At 69.6% G+C, this 16,672-nt stretch carries 12 protein-coding genes; 6 read left to right on the top strand and 6 right to left on the bottom strand.

Features of this window, described 5'->3' with window-relative positions; translation table 11 throughout:
* Nucleotides 1-242 precede the first annotated feature (242 nt).
* Together ASG51_RS10205 and ASG51_RS10200 are read left to right on the top strand one after the other, a co-directional pair.
* The gene (locus ASG51_RS10205; RefSeq protein ID WP_056380602.1) at nucleotides 243-1,700 is read left to right on the top strand and encodes an AmpG family muropeptide MFS transporter; all 1,458 of its coding nucleotides are present in this window, start codon (nucleotides 243-245) and stop codon (nucleotides 1,698-1,700) included.
* Nucleotides 1,701-1,719: 19 nt separating this feature from the next.
* Nucleotides 1,720-2,658: an EcsC family protein gene (locus tag ASG51_RS10200; protein WP_244480122.1), complete on the top strand. Its 939-nt coding sequence runs from the start codon at nucleotides 1,720-1,722 to the stop codon at nucleotides 2,656-2,658.
* A 30-nt stretch (nucleotides 2,659-2,688) separates the two neighbouring features.
* On the opposite strand, the gene ASG51_RS10195 is transcribed toward ASG51_RS10200, so the two are convergent.
* Entirely contained in the window at nucleotides 2,689-4,071 is a 1,383-nt protein-coding gene (locus tag ASG51_RS10195) for a leucyl aminopeptidase family protein (protein WP_056380599.1), read from the bottom strand.
* Between the two features lie 131 nt (nucleotides 4,072-4,202).
* Here ASG51_RS10195 and ASG51_RS10190 point away from each other — a divergent pair, with 131 nt between their 5' ends.
* The 4 genes from ASG51_RS10190 (at nucleotide 4,203) to ASG51_RS10175 (ending at nucleotide 10,036) form a co-directional block, all read left to right on the top strand.
* Entirely contained in the window at nucleotides 4,203-5,057 is an 855-nt protein-coding gene (locus tag ASG51_RS10190; RefSeq protein ID WP_056380597.1) for a CDC27 family protein, read from the top strand.
* 129 nt (nucleotides 5,058-5,186) lie between these two features.
* Nucleotides 5,187-6,923, top strand: coding sequence for a heparinase II/III family protein (locus ASG51_RS10185; RefSeq protein WP_056274481.1), 1,737 nt, complete (start codon nucleotides 5,187-5,189; stop codon nucleotides 6,921-6,923).
* A gap of 78 nt (nucleotides 6,924-7,001) precedes the next feature.
* A complete protein-coding gene (purH, locus tag ASG51_RS10180) occupies nucleotides 7,002-8,600 on the top strand; it encodes a bifunctional phosphoribosylaminoimidazolecarboxamide formyltransferase/IMP cyclohydrolase (RefSeq protein ID WP_056380594.1) in 1,599 nt (532 codons plus the stop codon).
* A gap of 59 nt (nucleotides 8,601-8,659) precedes the next feature.
* Entirely contained in the window at nucleotides 8,660-10,036 is a 1,377-nt protein-coding gene (locus tag ASG51_RS10175; RefSeq protein WP_056380591.1) for a DUF2252 domain-containing protein, read from the top strand.
* A gap of 50 nt (nucleotides 10,037-10,086) precedes the next feature.
* On the opposite strand, the gene ASG51_RS10170 is transcribed toward ASG51_RS10175, so the two are convergent.
* The 5 genes from ASG51_RS10170 to ASG51_RS10150 form a co-directional block, all read right to left on the bottom strand.
* On the bottom strand, nucleotides 10,087-11,844 hold the full coding sequence (locus tag ASG51_RS10170; RefSeq protein ID WP_056380590.1) for an MFS transporter: 1,758 nt from the start codon (nucleotides 11,842-11,844) through the stop codon (nucleotides 10,087-10,089).
* Nucleotides 11,845-12,178: 334 nt separating this feature from the next.
* Nucleotides 12,179-13,873, bottom strand: coding sequence for a cation acetate symporter (locus ASG51_RS10165; protein WP_056222351.1), 1,695 nt, complete (start codon nucleotides 13,871-13,873; stop codon nucleotides 12,179-12,181).
* Nucleotides 13,870-14,178 carry a DUF485 domain-containing protein gene (locus ASG51_RS10160; protein WP_056222348.1) on the bottom strand — a complete coding sequence of 103 codons (309 nt, stop codon included), beginning with the start codon at nucleotides 14,176-14,178 and terminating at the stop codon, nucleotides 13,870-13,872. The genes ASG51_RS10165 and ASG51_RS10160 overlap by 4 nt, the downstream gene beginning before the upstream one ends.
* 129 nt (nucleotides 14,179-14,307) lie before the next feature.
* Nucleotides 14,308-16,257, bottom strand: coding sequence for an acetate--CoA ligase (gene acs / locus ASG51_RS10155; protein WP_056380587.1), 1,950 nt, complete (start codon nucleotides 16,255-16,257; stop codon nucleotides 14,308-14,310).
* Nucleotides 16,258-16,404: 147 nt separating this feature from the next.
* Nucleotides 16,405-16,662 (bottom strand): hypothetical protein, encoded by a 258-nt coding sequence (locus ASG51_RS10150; protein WP_056222342.1) that lies wholly within the window; start codon nucleotides 16,660-16,662, stop codon nucleotides 16,405-16,407.
* Between the last annotated feature and the right edge of the window lie 10 nt (nucleotides 16,663-16,672).

Below are 16,672 nucleotides of genomic sequence, written 5' to 3'. Positions count from 1 at the left end.
CCACAGACTTGAACTGCCGGGAAACCCCGCCGTCAACACCTGGATCGAGGAACCTCTTGGATGCGATCGGGCCGCTAACAGGAAGATGCGAGACCTCGCGTTAAGATTTCGGAAGGCATGCTGCCGATGGTAAGCGATGCGCCACGGCACGCGGGCCCGGCGACAGCCCCGTGCCGGGGCGGCGCGGAGGCCTGCTATGGTCTGCGGGCATCAAGCCTTTCGGCCCCCAGGAGTTCCATGCCATGGCCCAAAGCGAAGCGCTGGAGATCCCGAGCCGCCGCCTCCGACTGAGGGACATCGTCGAGGATCCCCGGATCCTCCTGATGCTCGCCCTGGGCTTCTCGTCGGGATTGCCGCTGCTGCTGGTCCTCGGGACCTTCTCGACGCGCCTCGCCTACTCGGACGTCGACATCAAATCGATCGGCCTGTTCAGCTATCTGGCGCTCCCCTACAGCCTGAAGTTCTTCTGGGCCCCGATCATCGACCGGTTCGACGTGCCGGTGCTGAGCCGGGCGCTGGGCCGCCGCCGGGCCTGGATGATCGCGACCCAGTGCGCGGTCGCCCTGTCGCTGAGCCTCATGGCCTTCGCCGATCCCGGCACCAGCCTGGCGCTTCTCGGCCTCGGTGCGTTCCTCGTCGCCTTCTGCGCCGCGACGCAGGACGTGGTCATCGACGGCTGGCGCATCGACGCAGCCGGCACGGACCTGCAGGGGGTGATGGCCGCCACCTCGAACCTCGGCTACCGCCTCGCCCTGATGTCGGCCGGTGCCGGAGCCCTCTTCATCGCCAGCGCCTATGGCTGGAACGTCGCCTACCTGTCGATGGCGGCCCTGATGGCCGTCGGCATGGTGGCCGCGCTGCTCGCTCCGGCCTACGACCGCGCGATCACCGACGCGACGCCGGCCGCCCCGGCGAGGACCTGGACCTTCCGGGGCGCGGTGCTGGAGCCCCTCACCGAACTGCACACGCGGCTCGGCGCCCGCCTCTGGGCGATCCTGCTCCTCGTCGCCCTCTATCGCCTGCCGGACTTCATCTCCGGCGTGATGGCGAGCCCCCTCTACCGGGAGGTGGGGTTCAGCCTCGTGGAGATCGGAGCCGTCTCGAAGCTCTACGGCATCTGGGTGGGCATCGCGGGCGCCTTCGTGGGCGGCTGGGCCATGACGCGCTTCGGCCTGTTCCCCACTCTCGTGGTCGGCGCCTTCCTGGGTGCGGCCTCGAACCTCGCTTTCTCATGGCTGTCCTTCGGCGGACCGGAGGTCTGGCGTCTCACGGCGACGATCTCGATCGACAACTTCTGCGGCTCCTTCGCCGGGATGGCCCTGATCGCCTACATGTCGAGCCTGACCGCGCCGGGCTTCGCGGCGACGCAGTACGCACTCTTCTCCTCGCTCTATGCGCTGCCGGGCAAGCTCGTGGCCGGCACCTCCGGCTTCGTCGTGGCGGCCTACGGATATCCGGTCTTCTTCGCCTTCACGGCGGCGGTCGGCATCCCGGTGGTCGTCCTCTGCCTGCTGGTCGGCCGGGCGGGCGGGCGAAAGGTGTCCGCCGCCGAAGCGACCGCGACGGACCCGGTCCGCCCCGAAGCGGCCGCGGGCGACGAGATCGGCGGGAACCATCCGCGGGGCCCCGGCCTTGCTTCCACCGGCCAGGACCACCCTGGCGCAGGCCGGCCCGCGAAACCCCACCCGGCACACGGATGAGACAGCAGACGTGAGCAACATCAAACTCGTCGACGATACCACCACCGCCCCGGCCGTGAGCCCCGGCATTCCCGGCCTGAGCGAGGCCGATCGGGCGGCTTTGCGGCGCGCCGTCGAGGCGCTGGAGAAGCCCGGCCTCGCGGCGCGGCTCTCGGCCGTGGCCGGCGCCCCCCTGGACATGATCGGGCGGGCCCTGCCGGCGCAGGTCACCGACGCGGTGTCGCAGGCGACGGAGAGCGCCATGCGCGCCTCGCTCAAGGTCGCCCTGGCGACGCTGCCGGAGGGACGCGCGATCGCGGTTCCGGCCGATCCGCTTCTCGCCGGTCCGGCCGACACGGATGCCGCGACGGTCCGCACGACCACGCGCCTGGCGAAGTACCTGCCCTCCAGCGCCTTCGGCCACAAGGCGATGGCCGCCGTCTCCGGTGCCCTCGGGGGCGCCTTCGGCCTCGCGACGCTCGCGATCGAACTGCCGGTCTCCACCACCCTGATGCTGCGCTCGATCGCGCAGATCGCCCGGGAGGAGGGCGAGGACCTCAGCGATCCCGAGAATGCCCTGGCCTGCGTGCAGGTCTTCGCCCTGGGCGGTCGCGAAGCGGCGGGCAGCGCGCTCACCGAGAGCGGCTACTTCGCCGTACGCGCGGCCCTGGCCAAGACGATGGTCGAGGCGGCGCGCTATGCCGGCAACCGCGCCCTCCTCGACGAGGCCGCGCCGGCCCTGATCCGCTTCTCGACGCAGATCGCGGCCCGCTTCGGCCTGGTCGTTTCCCAGAAGGTGGCGGCGCAGGCCGTCCCCATCCTGGGAGCCGTCGGTGGGGCGGCGGTGAACGCCGCCTTCATGGACCACTTCCAGTCCACCGCCCGGGCGCATTTCACCGTGCGGCGGCTGGAGCGGCTCTACGGGGCGGAGCCGGTCCGGGCCGCCTACGAATCCGAGAAGGCGATGCTCGGCCTCTGAAGCCACGCGCCCGGGCGGGCCTCCTCGCAATCAGGCTTTCGGATAGCGGCGCGCGAGGAGGTCGTGGACGAGGCGGGCGGTCTGCACCTCGCCCCCCTCCGGCCGACCGGGTTTGGTGGACGGGTTCCAGCCATACAGGTCGAAATGAACGTGCGCCCGGGTGCCGGGGGCGAAGCGGCGCAGGAACAGGGCCGCCGTGATCGCCCCGGCGAAGGGGCCGCCGGAGACGTTGTTCAGGTCGGCGACCTTCGAATCGAGCAGGCGGGCATAGGGCTTGTGCAGGGGCAGGCGCCAGACCGGATCCGCGACGGCGATCCCGGCCTCGGACACCGCCGCGGCCAGCGCCTCGTCCTCGGTGAAGAAGGCCGGAAGGTCGGGTCCGAGCGCGACCCGTGCCGCACCCGTCAGGGTGGCGAAGTCGAGGAGCAGGTCCGGTGCGTCGGCATCCGCCAGGGCGAGGGCGTCGGCGAGGATCAGCCGCCCCTCGGCATCGGTGTTGCCGATCTCGACGGTGAGCCCGGCCCGGCTGCGGATCACGTCGCCCGGCCGGAAGGCGCTGCCCGAGATGGCGTTCTCCACGGCCGGCACGATCAGGCGCAGGCGCAGGTGCAGCCCCGAGCCCATGACCATGTCGGCGACCGCCAGGGCGGCGGCGGCGCCACCCATGTCCTTCTTCATCAGAAGCATGCCGCTGGATGGCTTGATGTCGAGCCCGCCGGTGTCGAAGGCGACGCCCTTGCCGACCAGGGTCACCCGGGGCGCGTCCGTCGGTCCCCAGGCGAGGTCGATGAGGCGCGGGGCCCGCGGCGAGGCCGCCCCGACCGTGTGGACGAGGGGAAACGCCGCGGCGAGGTCTTCCCCGGTCACGACCGAGACGGTGGCGCCGTGGCGCTCGGCGACCGCGCGCACCGCGGCCTCGATCTCGGCCGGACCGAGATCGTTCGCCGGCGTGTTCACGAGGTCTCGGCCCCGCGCCACGGCCTCGGCGATGCGGGTGACGGCCGCACCGTCGACCCCGTCCGGCACGATGAGGGCCGGGCGCTCGGAGCCGGCCTCGCGGTAGCGTGCGAAGCGATAGCTCCCGAGGAGCCAGGCGAGGGAAGCGGCGCCGGCATCGAACCCGTCCGCGGGAACGAGGCGATAGGTGCCGGGCGGCAGGGCGCCGGGGAGCTTGCCGGCGATCAGCGGATCGCTGCGATCGCCCAGGCCGAACAGGATCTGCCCCAGCCGACCGTCGGCCGCCGGGAGGAGGGCGATCCGCCCGGCCTTCGGCACGAACTCGGTCGCGCGGGCATAGGCCGCCTGCGGGGCCGGCAGCGCCGCCTCGAGCCGGGGCCAGGTCTCCGGAGTGACGCTCAGGATCGGGATCGCGTCGCCCGGATCGGCAACGAGGCGGGACAGGGTCTGGGTCATGGCGCTCGCGAGGGCAGGGGCGGGAGATTAACGGCGGGTTAGGGTTAACGCTCTATCACCGGGGCAACGGGAGCGCGAAGCGCTCGCCGGAGCAAATCCTAAGGCCCCTGCGGGCCGTCGTGGAGCGCGTCATGGTCCGGCCGCTGGTCAACTTCTCCCGGGTGCGCCCGATGCCCGTCCTGGCGGCAGCGCTCGTGGCGGCCCTCACCGCCGGTTGCCAGTCCCGGTCGCCGGAAACGACCGGCTCCATCGGGGGGATCTCCCTTCCGGGTTTCGGCCGCTCCCCGAGCCCCGCCGTCATCAGCCGACGGGAGGTCGAGGCCCTCGGCGAGAAGTACGCCGCCGACTCGAACGACCTGTCGCTGGCCCTGCGCTACGCCCAGGCCCTGCGCGCCACGAACCAGAAGACGCAGGCCGTCGCGGTCCTGCAGCAGGCGGCCCTGCGCAACCCGAAGAACAACACCGTCCTGGCTGCCTACGGCAAGAGCCTGTCCGAGGTCGGCCGGTTCCAGGAAGCGGCCGACGTCCTGCAGAATGCCCACACGCCGGCGCGTCCCGACTGGCGCGTCCTCTCCGCCCAGGGCGCGGTGGCGGACCAGCTCAACGACCATACCCGGGCCCAGGGCTTCTACGAGGCGGCGCTGAAGATCCAGCCGGACGATCCCGTCATCCTGTCGAACCTCGGACTTTCCTACGCCCTCGGCCGCCAGCTGCCGCAGGCCGAGTCGACCCTGCGGCGGGCCGCCGAACAGCCCCGCGCCGACGCACGGGTACGCCAGAACCTCGCCCTGGTGCTCGGGCTGCAGGGCAAGTTCGCCGAGGCGGACGCCGTCTCCCGCCAGGATCTCTCGCCCGAGGAAGCGGCGGCCAACACCGCGGCGCTGCGGGCCTTCGTGGCGCAGCCGAACAGCTGGAAGGCGCTGAAGGCCGCGGATGCCCGCAGCGCCCGGCCGATGCGCCCGGTCGCCTCTGGCCCGGCGGAATGAGGCCGTCTGCCCCCGATGGGGCGGGTGACTTGAGGTTAACCGCAGGTTAAGGCCCACGGCCTAGTTACAAGATGGACAGGACGCGGAGCGACGCCAGCCCGCGGCTGTGCCCCCGGAAGAGGAGAGCGCGTGCGTTGGGGGACTGATCGCTGGCGCTTCTATCGGCTGATCGGACGCGAAGTCGCGCGCTCGGTGCGCGACACCTATGCCCGGGTGACCGGCCGACCCGATATTCTGGCCCGCGCCCGCGTCACAGCGCTCGTCATCGCACCGCACGACCTGCGCACCAGCGACGCGACCTTCGCCGACGACATCTATGCCGGCCTGTTCGTCTTCGCCGGGCGCTCCCTGTCTGTGAGCGGTCGCTCGCCCTTCGACTACGCACCGCCCTCTCCGGAATGGGCCGACATCCTCTACGGCTTCGGCTGGCTGCGCCACCTGCGCGCGGCCGATACGGCCCTGGCCCGCGCCAATGCCCGCGCCTTCGTGGCCGATTTCATCGCCGGCCGGGGCGACGCGGCCCTCGCCCGGCCGACGCCGGTCGCCGCCCGCCGGCTGATCTCGTTCCTGTGCCAGTCGCCCCTCGTCCTGGAGGGGGCCGACCACGCCTTCTACCAGGCCTTCCTGAAGGCCCTCGGCAAAACGGCCCGCGACCTCGAGAGCGACCTGCGCCGGAGCATCGCCCCGCAGAACCGCCTGCTGGCGGCGGTGGCGCTCTGCTACGCGGGCCTGTGCTGCGACGGCATCCAGGCGATCTTGCGCCGCTCGACCCGCATCCTGGTGCGGGAACTCGAGCGACAGATCCTGCGCGACGGCGGCCATCGCAGCCGCGATCCGCGGTTCGCCATGGAACTGCTCCTCGACCTGCTGCCCCTGCGCCAAAGCTTCCTGTCGCGCAGCATCGACCCGCCGGAAGCGCTCCTGCACGCCATCGACCGCATGCTGCCGCTCCTGCGCCTGCTCCGGCACCCCGATGCGTCGCTGAGCCACTTCAACGGCATGGGCGCCACGGCGGCCGACCACCTCGCCACCCTGCTGGTCTACGACGGCGCCCTGGCCCAACCGATGATGCACGCGCCGAATTCCGGCTACGAGCGCCTGGAGGGCGGGCGGGTCCTCGTCGTCGCCGATGTCGGCGCGCCGCCGCCGCTGCCCGATTCCATCAACGCCGGGGCAGGGTGCCTGTCCTTCGAGATGTCGAGCGGCCCCCAGCGCATCGTCGTCAATTGCGGCCTGCCCGCGAGCGGACCCGAGTTGCGCCGTCTCGCCCGCAGCACCGCCGCCCATTCCACCGCGACGGTCGGCGACACCTCGTCCTGCCGCTTCCTCGTCGGGGGGGGAGCCTGGTACGAGCGCTGGGCCGTGACCTGGCTCTCGCACCGGATCGGACCCGTGATCCTGCGCGGCCCGCGCGACGTGAAGTCCGAGCGGACGACGGAGGAGGGCGCCACCATCCTGGCGGCGCGCCACGACGGCTATGCGGGCGATCTCGGCATCGTCCACGAACGACGCTGGCGCCTGGCGAGCAACGGCAACGTCCTCGAAGGCGAGGACGCCTTCCTGCGTCCGCCGGCCGGCAAGCGGGGCAAGGCCCGGCATCGGCCGCAGGAGGTGGCGGTGCGCTTTCACCTCCATCCGGCGATCGCCGCGCGCGGTCTCGACGACGGCCGCCTCGAACTGACCTCGCCGATCGGCGAAATCTGGCATTTCGGTGCCGAGGGCGTGCCCGTGGCCCTGGAGGAGAGCGTCTACTTCGCGGGGATCACCGGCGCCCGGCGCACCGACCAGATCGTGCTCTACCTGCCGGTCGCGGACGACACCCGCATCCGTTGGGGCTTCGCCCGGGTTCCGGCGCGCCAGGGCTGAGGGGACGACTGGCCGCAGCGCACAATTTCATGGTAGGCGCCGCTCAGTTTCTCGTCGCTTGCCTCCGGACGCAACGCCATGTCGCATGACCAGGTGCGGGTCACCCGCGCACTCCTCTCCGTCTCGGACAAGGACGGCCTCGTCGCGTTCGCCACCGCCCTCGACCGCCTCGGCATCGCGCTCGTGTCCACGGGCGGGACGCACAAGGCTCTGCGCGAGGCCGGACTCCCGGTCACCGAGGTCGCCGACCTGACCGGCTTTCCCGAGATGATGGACGGGCGGGTGAAGACCCTGCATCCCGGCGTCCACGGGGGCCTGCTGGCGGTGCGCGACAACCCCGAGCATCAGGCCGCCCTGGCGGCGCACGGGATCCGCGCCATCGATCTCCTGGTGGTCAACCTCTACCCATTCGAGGCGACCGTGGCGAAGGGCGCCGCCTACGACGACTGCGTCGAGAACATCGACATCGGCGGCCCGGCAATGATCCGCGCCGCCTCGAAGAACCACGCCGACGTCGCGGTCGTGGTGGACGTCGCGGACTACGCCGATCTCCTCGCCGAACTGGAGGCGAATGCCGGCAGCCTGCACGCGCAGACCCGCCGCCGCCTCGCCCAGAAGGCCTACGCCCGCACGGCGACCTACGATGCGGCCATCGCCAACTGGCTCGCCGGCCAGATCGAGAGCGCGGCGACGCCCACTTATCGGGCTTTCGGCGGCAGCCTTGCCCAGCCCCTGCGCTACGGTGAGAATCCCCACCAGAGCGCGGCCTTCTACCGGTCTCCCGGCCTGCCGCGCCCGGGTGTCGCCACAGCGCGCCAGCTCCAGGGGAAGGACCTGTCCTACAACAACCTCAACGACACCGACGCGGCCTACGAATGCGTGGCCGAGTTCGACCCTGCGCGCTCGGCGGCGGTGGCGATCATCAAACATGCCAATCCCTGCGGCGTGGCCGAGGGCGCGAGCCTCGTCGAAGCCTACGAGCGTGCCCTCAGCTGTGATCCGACATCCGCCTTCGGCGGCATCGTCGCCCTGAACCGCCCCCTGGATGCCGAGGCGGCGCGCCGGATCGTCGAGATCTTCACCGAAGTGATCATCGCACCGGACGCCACCGCGGAGGCGATCGCGATCGTCGCGGGCAAGAAGAACCTGCGCCTCCTCCTGGCCGACGGCCTGCCCGACCCGCGCGGGGCCGGCGAGACCGTGAAGACCCTCGCGGGCGGCCTCCTGGTCCAGGCCCGCGACGCCGCGGTGGTCGACGACATGCCGCTGACGGTCGTTACGCAGCGCGCGCCGTCGGAGCGCGAATACGCCGACCTGCGCTTCGCCTACCGGGTCGCGAAGCACGTCAAGTCGAACGCCATCGTGTATGCGCGCGACGGCGCGACGGTCGGCATCGGGGCCGGACAGATGTCGCGGGTGGATTCCGCGCGCATCGCGGCCTGGAAGGCCGCCGAGGGCGCCAAGCGCCTCGGCGCGACCGAGAGCCTGGCCAAGGGCTCGGTGGTCGCATCCGACGCCTTCTTCCCCTTCGCCGATGGGCTGATCGCGGCGGCGGAAGCCGGCGCCACGGCGGTGATCCAGCCGGGCGGCTCGATGCGCGACGCCGACGTGATCAAGGCCGCCGACGCGGCGGGTCTCGCCATGGTGTTCACCGGCCACCGCCATTTCCGGCACTGACGCCTCGCCCGGGCGGCTGGGAACGGCTACGCTTCTTCGAGTCCACGAGGCCCGATCCCATGACTCATACGCACCAATCCAGCCGCCGCGACGAGCGCCGGGCGGCGGGCAAGCGCCTGCGCGAGCAGGTCTCGCGGGAGTCGCACGCCGACTGGCGGCCCGCACCGCAGCGCGATCCCCTCGCGGTCCTCGAGGCCGGGGAAACCGGCCGGCTCGCCGAGCTCGTGCCCCTGCGCCGCGAGCGGATGCGGGCCGACCCGTTCGCCTTCCTGCGCGGGGCCGCCGCCGTGATGGCGGCGGACCTCGAGGGCGTACCGGTGCCGGGCATCCCGGTTCAGGCCTGCGGCGACTGCCACATCGGCAATTTCGGCGTCTACCGCAGCCCCGAGGGGCAGACGCTGTTCGACATCAACGATTTCGACGAGACCCTGTGGAACGTCGACTTCACCGTCGACGTGAAGCGCCTCGCCGCCAGCATCGCCCTGGCCGCCCTGCCGCACGGCGCGGACAAGGCGCGGCGGGCGGCGCGGGCCGGCGTCCGGGCCTATCGCGAACACATGCGCGAGCTCGCGGCCCTCTCGCCCCTGGCGATCTGGCACAGCCGGATCGACCTCGACCACGAGGTCGGGCGCCTCGGCGACGGCGACCTCTGCCGGCGCCTCCTGTCCGAGGCCGGGACCGAGAATACCGATGGCCTCAGCCGCGGCGACGTGCCCACCCTCGCGGTGGCCCCGCACGAGACCGACCCGGTGGAGTGGCGCATCGCCGACAAGGCGCCGATCATCTTCCACGAGGGGCCCCGCGGCCTCACCGAGGCGGTGCGCGACGCGGCGGCGGCCCTGTTAGCCTACCCGCACAGCCTCACCGCCGACCGCTGGACCCTCCTCTCGCGCTACGCGCAGCGCGACGTCGCCTTCAAGGTCGTCGGCATCGGCTCGGTGGGGCTGGTCTGCGCCGTCGGGATCTACAGCGACGCGGACGGCGCCCCGCTGTTCCTGCAGATCAAGGAAGCCCGCCCGTCCGTGATCGGCCAGCTCGCGCTCAAGCCCTTCAGCGTCGCCTCGGAAGGCCAGCGGGTCATCGACGGCCAGCGGATCATGCAGGCGGCGAGCGACCTCTTCCTCGGCACGACGGTCTCCGACGCGAGCGGCCGCTGCTACTACGTGCGCCAGCTGAAGAACCGGAAGCTGTCGGCGGTGGCGGAGATCCTCGCCGAGAGCGGGGCCAAGCCCTACGCCCGGCTCTGCGGCACGACCCTCGCCCGCGCCCATGCCCGCTCGGGCGATGCCGCGATGATCGCCGGCTATCTCGGCAAGGGGTCCGCCTTCGACGAGGCGGTCGCCGACTTCGCCATGGCGTATGCCCGCCAGAGCATCGCCGACCACGCCCTGCTGGTCACCGACTTCCTGACGACGCCCGAGCCTCAAGCCACCTGAAACGAAAAGGGCCCCGCCTCGCGGCGGGGCCCCTCGGGGGAGAGCCGGCCTCAGCGGACCGGGTTCTCGTCGTAGGTGAAGATGTCGCGGTCCTTGGTCTCCGGGATGAAGAGGAGGCCGATGACGAAGGTCATCGCCGCGATCGCGATCGGGTACCACAGGCCGTTATAGATGTTGCCGGTCTGGGCGACGATGGCGAAGGAGGTGGCCGGCAGCAGGCCGCCGAACCAGCCGTTGCCGATGTGATAGGGCAGCGACATCGAGGTGTAGCGGATGCGGGTCGGGAACAGCTCCACCAGGGCCGCCGCGATCGGGCCGTAGACCATCGTCACGTAGAGGACGAGGATCGTTAGGATGCCGATGACGATGAGCTTCTGGCCCGTGAAGATGTCGATCGGGTTGGCGACCTTCACGATGGTGGCGTTGCCGGCGGGCGCCGGGTAGCCGGCGGCGGTCAGGGCGGCCGGAACCGACTTGGCGAAGGCCGGGTCGGCGACGGGGAAGTCCTTGCCCGCGATGGTCACGATGGTCGGCGCGCCCGCGGCGACCGCCTCGGTGGTGTAGTTCACGGCCGAACGGGCGAGCAGCGCCTTGGCGACGTCGCACTCCTTGGTGAACTTGGCGGTGCCCACCGGATTGAACTGGAACGAGCACTCGTCCGGGTTGGTCTTGACCACCACCGGCACCGTGGACTGCGCCTGGTAAAGCGCCGGGTTGGCGTTGGCGGTGAGCTGCTCGAACAGCGGGAAGTAGGTCAGCGCCGCGATCAGGCAGCCGCCGAGGATCACCGGCTTGCGCCCGATCTTGTCGGAAAGCGCGCCGAAGAACAGGAAGCCGCCGGTGGCGAGAAGCAGCGACCAGGCGATCAGCACGTTGGCGGTGAACTGGTCGACCTTGAGAATGCTCTGGAGGAAGAACAGGGCGTAGAACTGACCGGCGTACCAGACCACGGCCTGACCCGCGGTGAGGCCGAGGAGCGCGAGCAGCGCCCACTTGGCGTTGCGCCACTGGCCGAAGGCCTCCGAGAGCGGCGCCTTCGAGTGGGTGCCCTCTTCCTTCATCTTCTTGAAGGCCGGGCTCTCGTTCATCTGCAGGCGAATCCAGACGGAGATGCCGAGCAGCACGCAGGAGACGAGGAACGGGATGCGCCAGCCCCAGGCCTGGAAGGCCGTGATGGTGGTCTGGGTGCCGTCGGCGGCCGTGGTGACGGTGGGCGCGTAGGCGCCGTTCACGTAGCCCTGCGTCGACAGGATGATGACCAGCGAGAGCAGCAGGCCCAGCGTCGCCGTCGTCTGGATGAAGGCGGTGTAGAAGCCGCGGCGGCCGCGGGGCGCGTGCTCGGCCACGTAGACGGCGGCGCCACCGTACTCGCCGCCCAGAGCCAGGCCCTGCAGCATGCGCAGCGCCAGCAGCGTCACCGGGGCGACCCAGCCGATGCCGTAGCCGTTCAGGGTGTCGTAGGAGGGCAGCAGGCCGACGCAGAAGGTCGAGATGCCCATGATCAGGATGGTGATGAGGAAGGTGTGCTTGCGCCCGACCATATCGCCGAGCCGGCCGAACACCAGGGCGCCGAAGGGCCGGACCAGGAAGCCCGCCGCGAAGGCCAGCAGCGCAAAGATGTTCCGCGTCGCTTCCGGGTAGGCCGAGAAGAACTGCGCTCCGATGATCGTCGCGAGCGATCCATAGAGGTAGAAATCGTACCACTCGAAGACGGTACCGAGGGAGGAGGCGAGGATGACTTTCTTCTCGCCGGCGCTCATCGGCCGTGTGGCCGAATCGCTGACGGGAATTGCGCTGGACGCAACCATGGGACGTTTCTCCAAGTCTTGTTTTGCCCAGGCGTAGTCCGCCCGTGACGTGTTGGACCCTGCGACGACCGCAGCATTGCGGCAAAAGCTGCCCGGACTGTTCAGCCCGCGGCTCGCCTGAGCCTAAGTCTGAGGACCCGCGGCTCGATGCTAGGCCATGCCACGTTTTCGCCCAAGTCCCCCGACGACCGCGAGAGATCGAATCCAGATATTTTTTTAGCCGTCCGCGAAGTTTTTTTGTCTTTGGCCGGGATTAAAGTCCGGCCCGGAAACGAAGAGGGGCGCGACTCGCGTCGCGCCCCCCTCGAGTGGCCTTCGTTTGGGTCAGCGGCGGCTAGTGCGCGTGGGCGCCGTCGGCACCGATTCCCGTCTCGGAGCGAACGAACTGCGCGTCGAACAGTGCGCGCTCGGCTTTCGCCCGCCGGGTGTTGTCGAGCTTCGAGACGAGGAAGATCGTCAGGAAGGCCAGCGGCATCGAGAACAGGGCCGGGTTGTCGTAGGGGAAGATCGCCACGGGATTGCCGAAGGTCGTCACCCAGACTGCCTTCGACAGCACCACCATCCCGACCGCCGCGACGAGGCCGACGAGGCCGCCGATAAGGGCACCCCAGGTGGTGGTGCCCTTCCACAGGATCGACATGGTCAGGACCGGGAAGTTGCAGCTGGCCGCCACCGAGAAGGCGAGGCCGACCATGAAGGCGACATTCTGGTTCTCGAAGACGTAGCCGAGATAGATCGCCACGATGCCGATGACGACGGCGGCGATCTTGGAGAGCCGGACCTCCGCCGCCTCGTTGGTGCGCCCGCGGGCGATCACCTGAGCGTACAGGTCGTGGCTGACCGCCGAGGCGCCGGCGAGCGTCAGGCCCGCCACCACCGCCAGGATGGTCGCGAAGGCCACGGCCGAGATGAAGCCCAGGAAGTACGGGCCGCCCACTGCGTTGGCGAGGTTCACCGCCACCATGTTGGTGCCGCCGATCATGCCCTTGAGCTTGTCGAAGGCGCCGGCCGCGTCGAGGGAGAAGTAGGCCGGGTCGGACATCAGCAGGGCGATACCGCCGAAACCGATGATGAAGGTGAGGATGTAGAAGTAGCCGATCAGGCCGGTGGCATAGAACACCGACTTGCGGGCCGCCTGGGCGTCCGACACCGTGAAGAAGCGCATCAGGATGTGCGGCAGGCCGGCCGTGCCGAACATCAGGCCGACACCCAGCGAGATCGCCTCGATCGGATTGTTGACGAGGCCGCCCGGCGCCATGATCGCGTCACCCTTGGGGTGGGTGGCGACGGCAGCGGCGAACAGGGTCTCGGGGTTGAAGCCGTACTTGTACAGCACGGCGCCGGCCATGAAGGTCGCCCCGCCGAGGAGCAGGCAGGCCTTGATCACCTGCACCCAGGTGGTCGCCTTCATGCCGCCGAAGGCCACGTAGACGATCATCAGCACGCCGACGATGATGACCGCGTAGAGGTAGGGCAGGCCGAACAGGAGCTGGATCAGCTTCCCCGCGCCGACCATCTGGGCGATCAGGTAGAACGCCACCACCACCAGCGTGCCGGTGGCCGAGATGATGCGGATCGAGGTCTGGTCGAGGCGGAAGGAGGCGACGTCCGCGAAGGTGAACTTGCCGAGGTTGCGCAGGCGCTCCGCGATCAGGAACAGCACGATCGGCCAGCCGACGAGGAAGCCGGTGGAGTAGATCAGGCCGTCGAAGCCCGAGGTGTAGACCAGGCCCGAGATGCCCAGGAACGAGGCGGCGGACATGTAGTCGCCCGCGATGGCCAGGGAGTTGGTGCCGGCCGAGATGCCGCCGCCGGCGGCATAGAAATCGGCCGCCGACTTGGTGCCTTTGGCGGCCTTGTAGGTGATGCCGAGGGTGAACAGCACGAAGAACGCGAACATGCCGATGGCCGGCCAGTTCGTCGCCGACTGCTTGACCGCGCCGAGATCGGGGCCCGCGGCGTAGGCCGCCGTCACGGCCAGGGCCGCCAGAGCGGTGCCGAGGACGAGGGGGTGCTTCGCGCGGATCATCGGCCGAGATCCCGCTTGAGGGCAGCGGTCAGCTGGTCGAAGCGGCCGTTGGCGCGCTGGACGTAGATGCCGGTGAGGATGAAGGCGAGCACGATCACGGCGACGCCGAGGACGAGGCCGAGGGAGGCGGTGCCGCCGCCGATCTTCACGGCGAGCAGCGCCTTGTCGAAGGCGATCAAGCCGATGAAGCCGAAATAGATCAGCAGCATGATGATGGTGAGGGTCCAGCCGAAGCGTGTCCGCTCGTGGACCAGTTCCTTGAAGTGCGGGCTCTGCGCGATCCGCGCAGTCTCCAGATCGGCCATGACGATTTTCTCCCAGGGATCCGCCTCTTGTCAGGGCGGCTTCCGGATTGAAGGCGTGTGAATTGTCGGCGCAGCAAATTGCGCGGACACGGGGTTGCCGTATCCGCGCGATCGAAGGGAACGGGGCGCTCAGTGCGTCCGGTTCTGACGATTCTCGATGAGGTCGTCGACCACCGCCGGCTCGGCGAGCGTCGAGGTGTCACCCAGCGAGGAGAACTCGTCCTCGGCGATCTTGCGCAGGATGCGGCGCATGATCTTGCCCGAGCGGGTTTTCGGCAGGCCCGGCGCGAACTGGATCAGATCCGGCGAGGCGATCGGACCGATCTCCTTGCGGACCCAGGTCACGAGTTCCTTGCGCAGTTCCTCCGAGCCCTCCTCGCCCTCCATCAGGGTGACGTAGGCGTAGATGCCCTGGCCCTTGAGATTGTGGGGATACCCGACGACCGCGGCCTCTGAGACCTTCGGGTGCGCGACGAGGGAGGATTCCACCTCCGCCGTGCCCATCCGGTGGCCCGAGACGTTGATGACGTCGTCGACGCGGCCGGTAATCCAGTAATAGCCGTCCGCGTCGCGGCGGCAGCCGTCGCCGGTGAAGTAGTTGCCCGGATAGGTCGAGAAGTAAGTCTGCTCGAACCGCTCGTGGTCACCGTAGACCGTACGCATCTGGCCGGGCCAGGAATCCTTGATGCAGAGGTTGCCCTCGCACGGCCCGTCCAGCGTCTTGCCCTCGGCATCGACTACGATAGGCTGGACACCGAAGAACGGCCGCGTCGCCGAGCCCGGCTTCAGCTTGGTCGCGCCCGGCAGGGGCGTGATCAGGATGCCGCCGGTCTCGGTCTGCCACCAAGTGTCGACGATGGGGCAGCGGGAATCGCCCACGACCTTGTAGTACCAGTCCCAGGCCTCCGGATTGATCGGTTCGCCGACCGAGCCGAGGACGCGCAGGGACGCGCGGGAGGTCTTCTTCACCGGGCCTTCGCCACCGCCCATGAGCGAGCGGATCGCCGTCGGGGCGGTGTAGAAGATGTTGACCTTGTGCTTGTCGACCACCTCCCAGAAGCGGGAGTTCGACGGATAGGTCGGGATCCCCTCGAACATCAGGGTCGTCGCGCCGTTCGCGAGGGGCCCGTAGACGATGTAGGAGTGGCCCGTGACCCAGCCGACATCGGCCGTGCACCAATAGACCTCGCCCTCGCGGTAATCGAAGACGTACTGGTGCGTCATCGAGGCGTAGACGAGGTAGCCGCCGGTGGTGTGGACGACGCCCTTCGGCTGACCCGTCGATCCCGAAGTGTAGAGGATGAAGAGCGGGTGCTCGGCCTCCACCGGCTCGGCCGGGCATTCGTCGGTGACCTGGGCGGCGGCCTCGTCGTAATATACGTCGCGGCCGGGCTCCATGGCGATCGACGACCCGGTGCGGCGCACCACGACCACGTGGTCGACGCTGTCCTGGGGCAGGCGCGCGATGGCAGCATCCACATTGGCCTTGAGCGGCACCTTGCGGCCGCCGCGCAGGCCCTCGTCCGCCGTGATGACCATCTTCGAGGCGCAGCCCTCGATACGCCCGGCCAGCGAATCCGGCGAGAAGCCGCCGAACACGATGGAGTGGATGGCGCCGAGGCGGGCGCAGGCGAGCATCGCGTAGGCGGCCTCGGGGATCATCGGCAGGTAAATCGTGACCCGGTCGCCCTTGGACACGCCACGATTGCGCAGCACGTTGGCCATCTTGCCGACTTCAGAATGAAGCTGGCGATAGGTGATGTGCTTGGACTCGCTCGGGTCGTCGCCTTCCCAGATGATCGCGACCTGATCGCCCCGCGACGCGAGGTGGCGGTCGATGCAATTGTAAGCGACGTTCGTCCGCCCGTCCTCGAACCACTTGATCGAGATGTGACCGGGCTCGAAACTCGTGTTCTTCACTTTCGTGAAGGGTGTCATCCAGTCGATGCGCTTGCCGTGCTCGCTCCAGAACCGCTCTGGATCGGCGACAGAGGCCTCATACATGGCCAGGTACTTCGCGTTGTCGACGTGGGCGCCCTCGCTCCACGTCGAACGCACTTCGACCACCTTCTCGTCCATCGCGTTGTCCCTATCGGTGCCCGATCGTATCGCGACTGTTCACGCAGCCGGGTCTTCCAAATACCGTCATAGGCTCAACGAGATATTCCCCGCAAGCACCCATATGGCGCGGTGCGGGACAGGACCGGTCTTTTGTCTGAACACTCGTCAGTTGCACCCAATGCAGATGCCGGTCTCGACCTTCTTGTCGATGGCGCGCTGCTTGCGGGTGGTGTCCGACACGCGATCTTCTTCGGGGGCGGCCGCCCGGCCTGGGGGCTTGGTCACGCCGGTCGAAGTGATATTCCGGAACTGGCCGGCCGATCCTAGATTCGGCTCGGTGCCACTCTGTTGGGCCAGGGCCACCCCCGGCAGACCGATCGCCAGACCGGCGATCAACGTCAACGCACGCATCATCGTCTCCATGGCAGGGGAG

The sequence above is a fragment of the Methylobacterium sp. Leaf465 genome (assembly GCF_001424705.1).
Lineage (GTDB): Bacteria > Pseudomonadota > Alphaproteobacteria > Rhizobiales > Beijerinckiaceae > Methylobacterium.
This window is presented reverse-complemented; position numbering and strand designations above follow the sequence as displayed.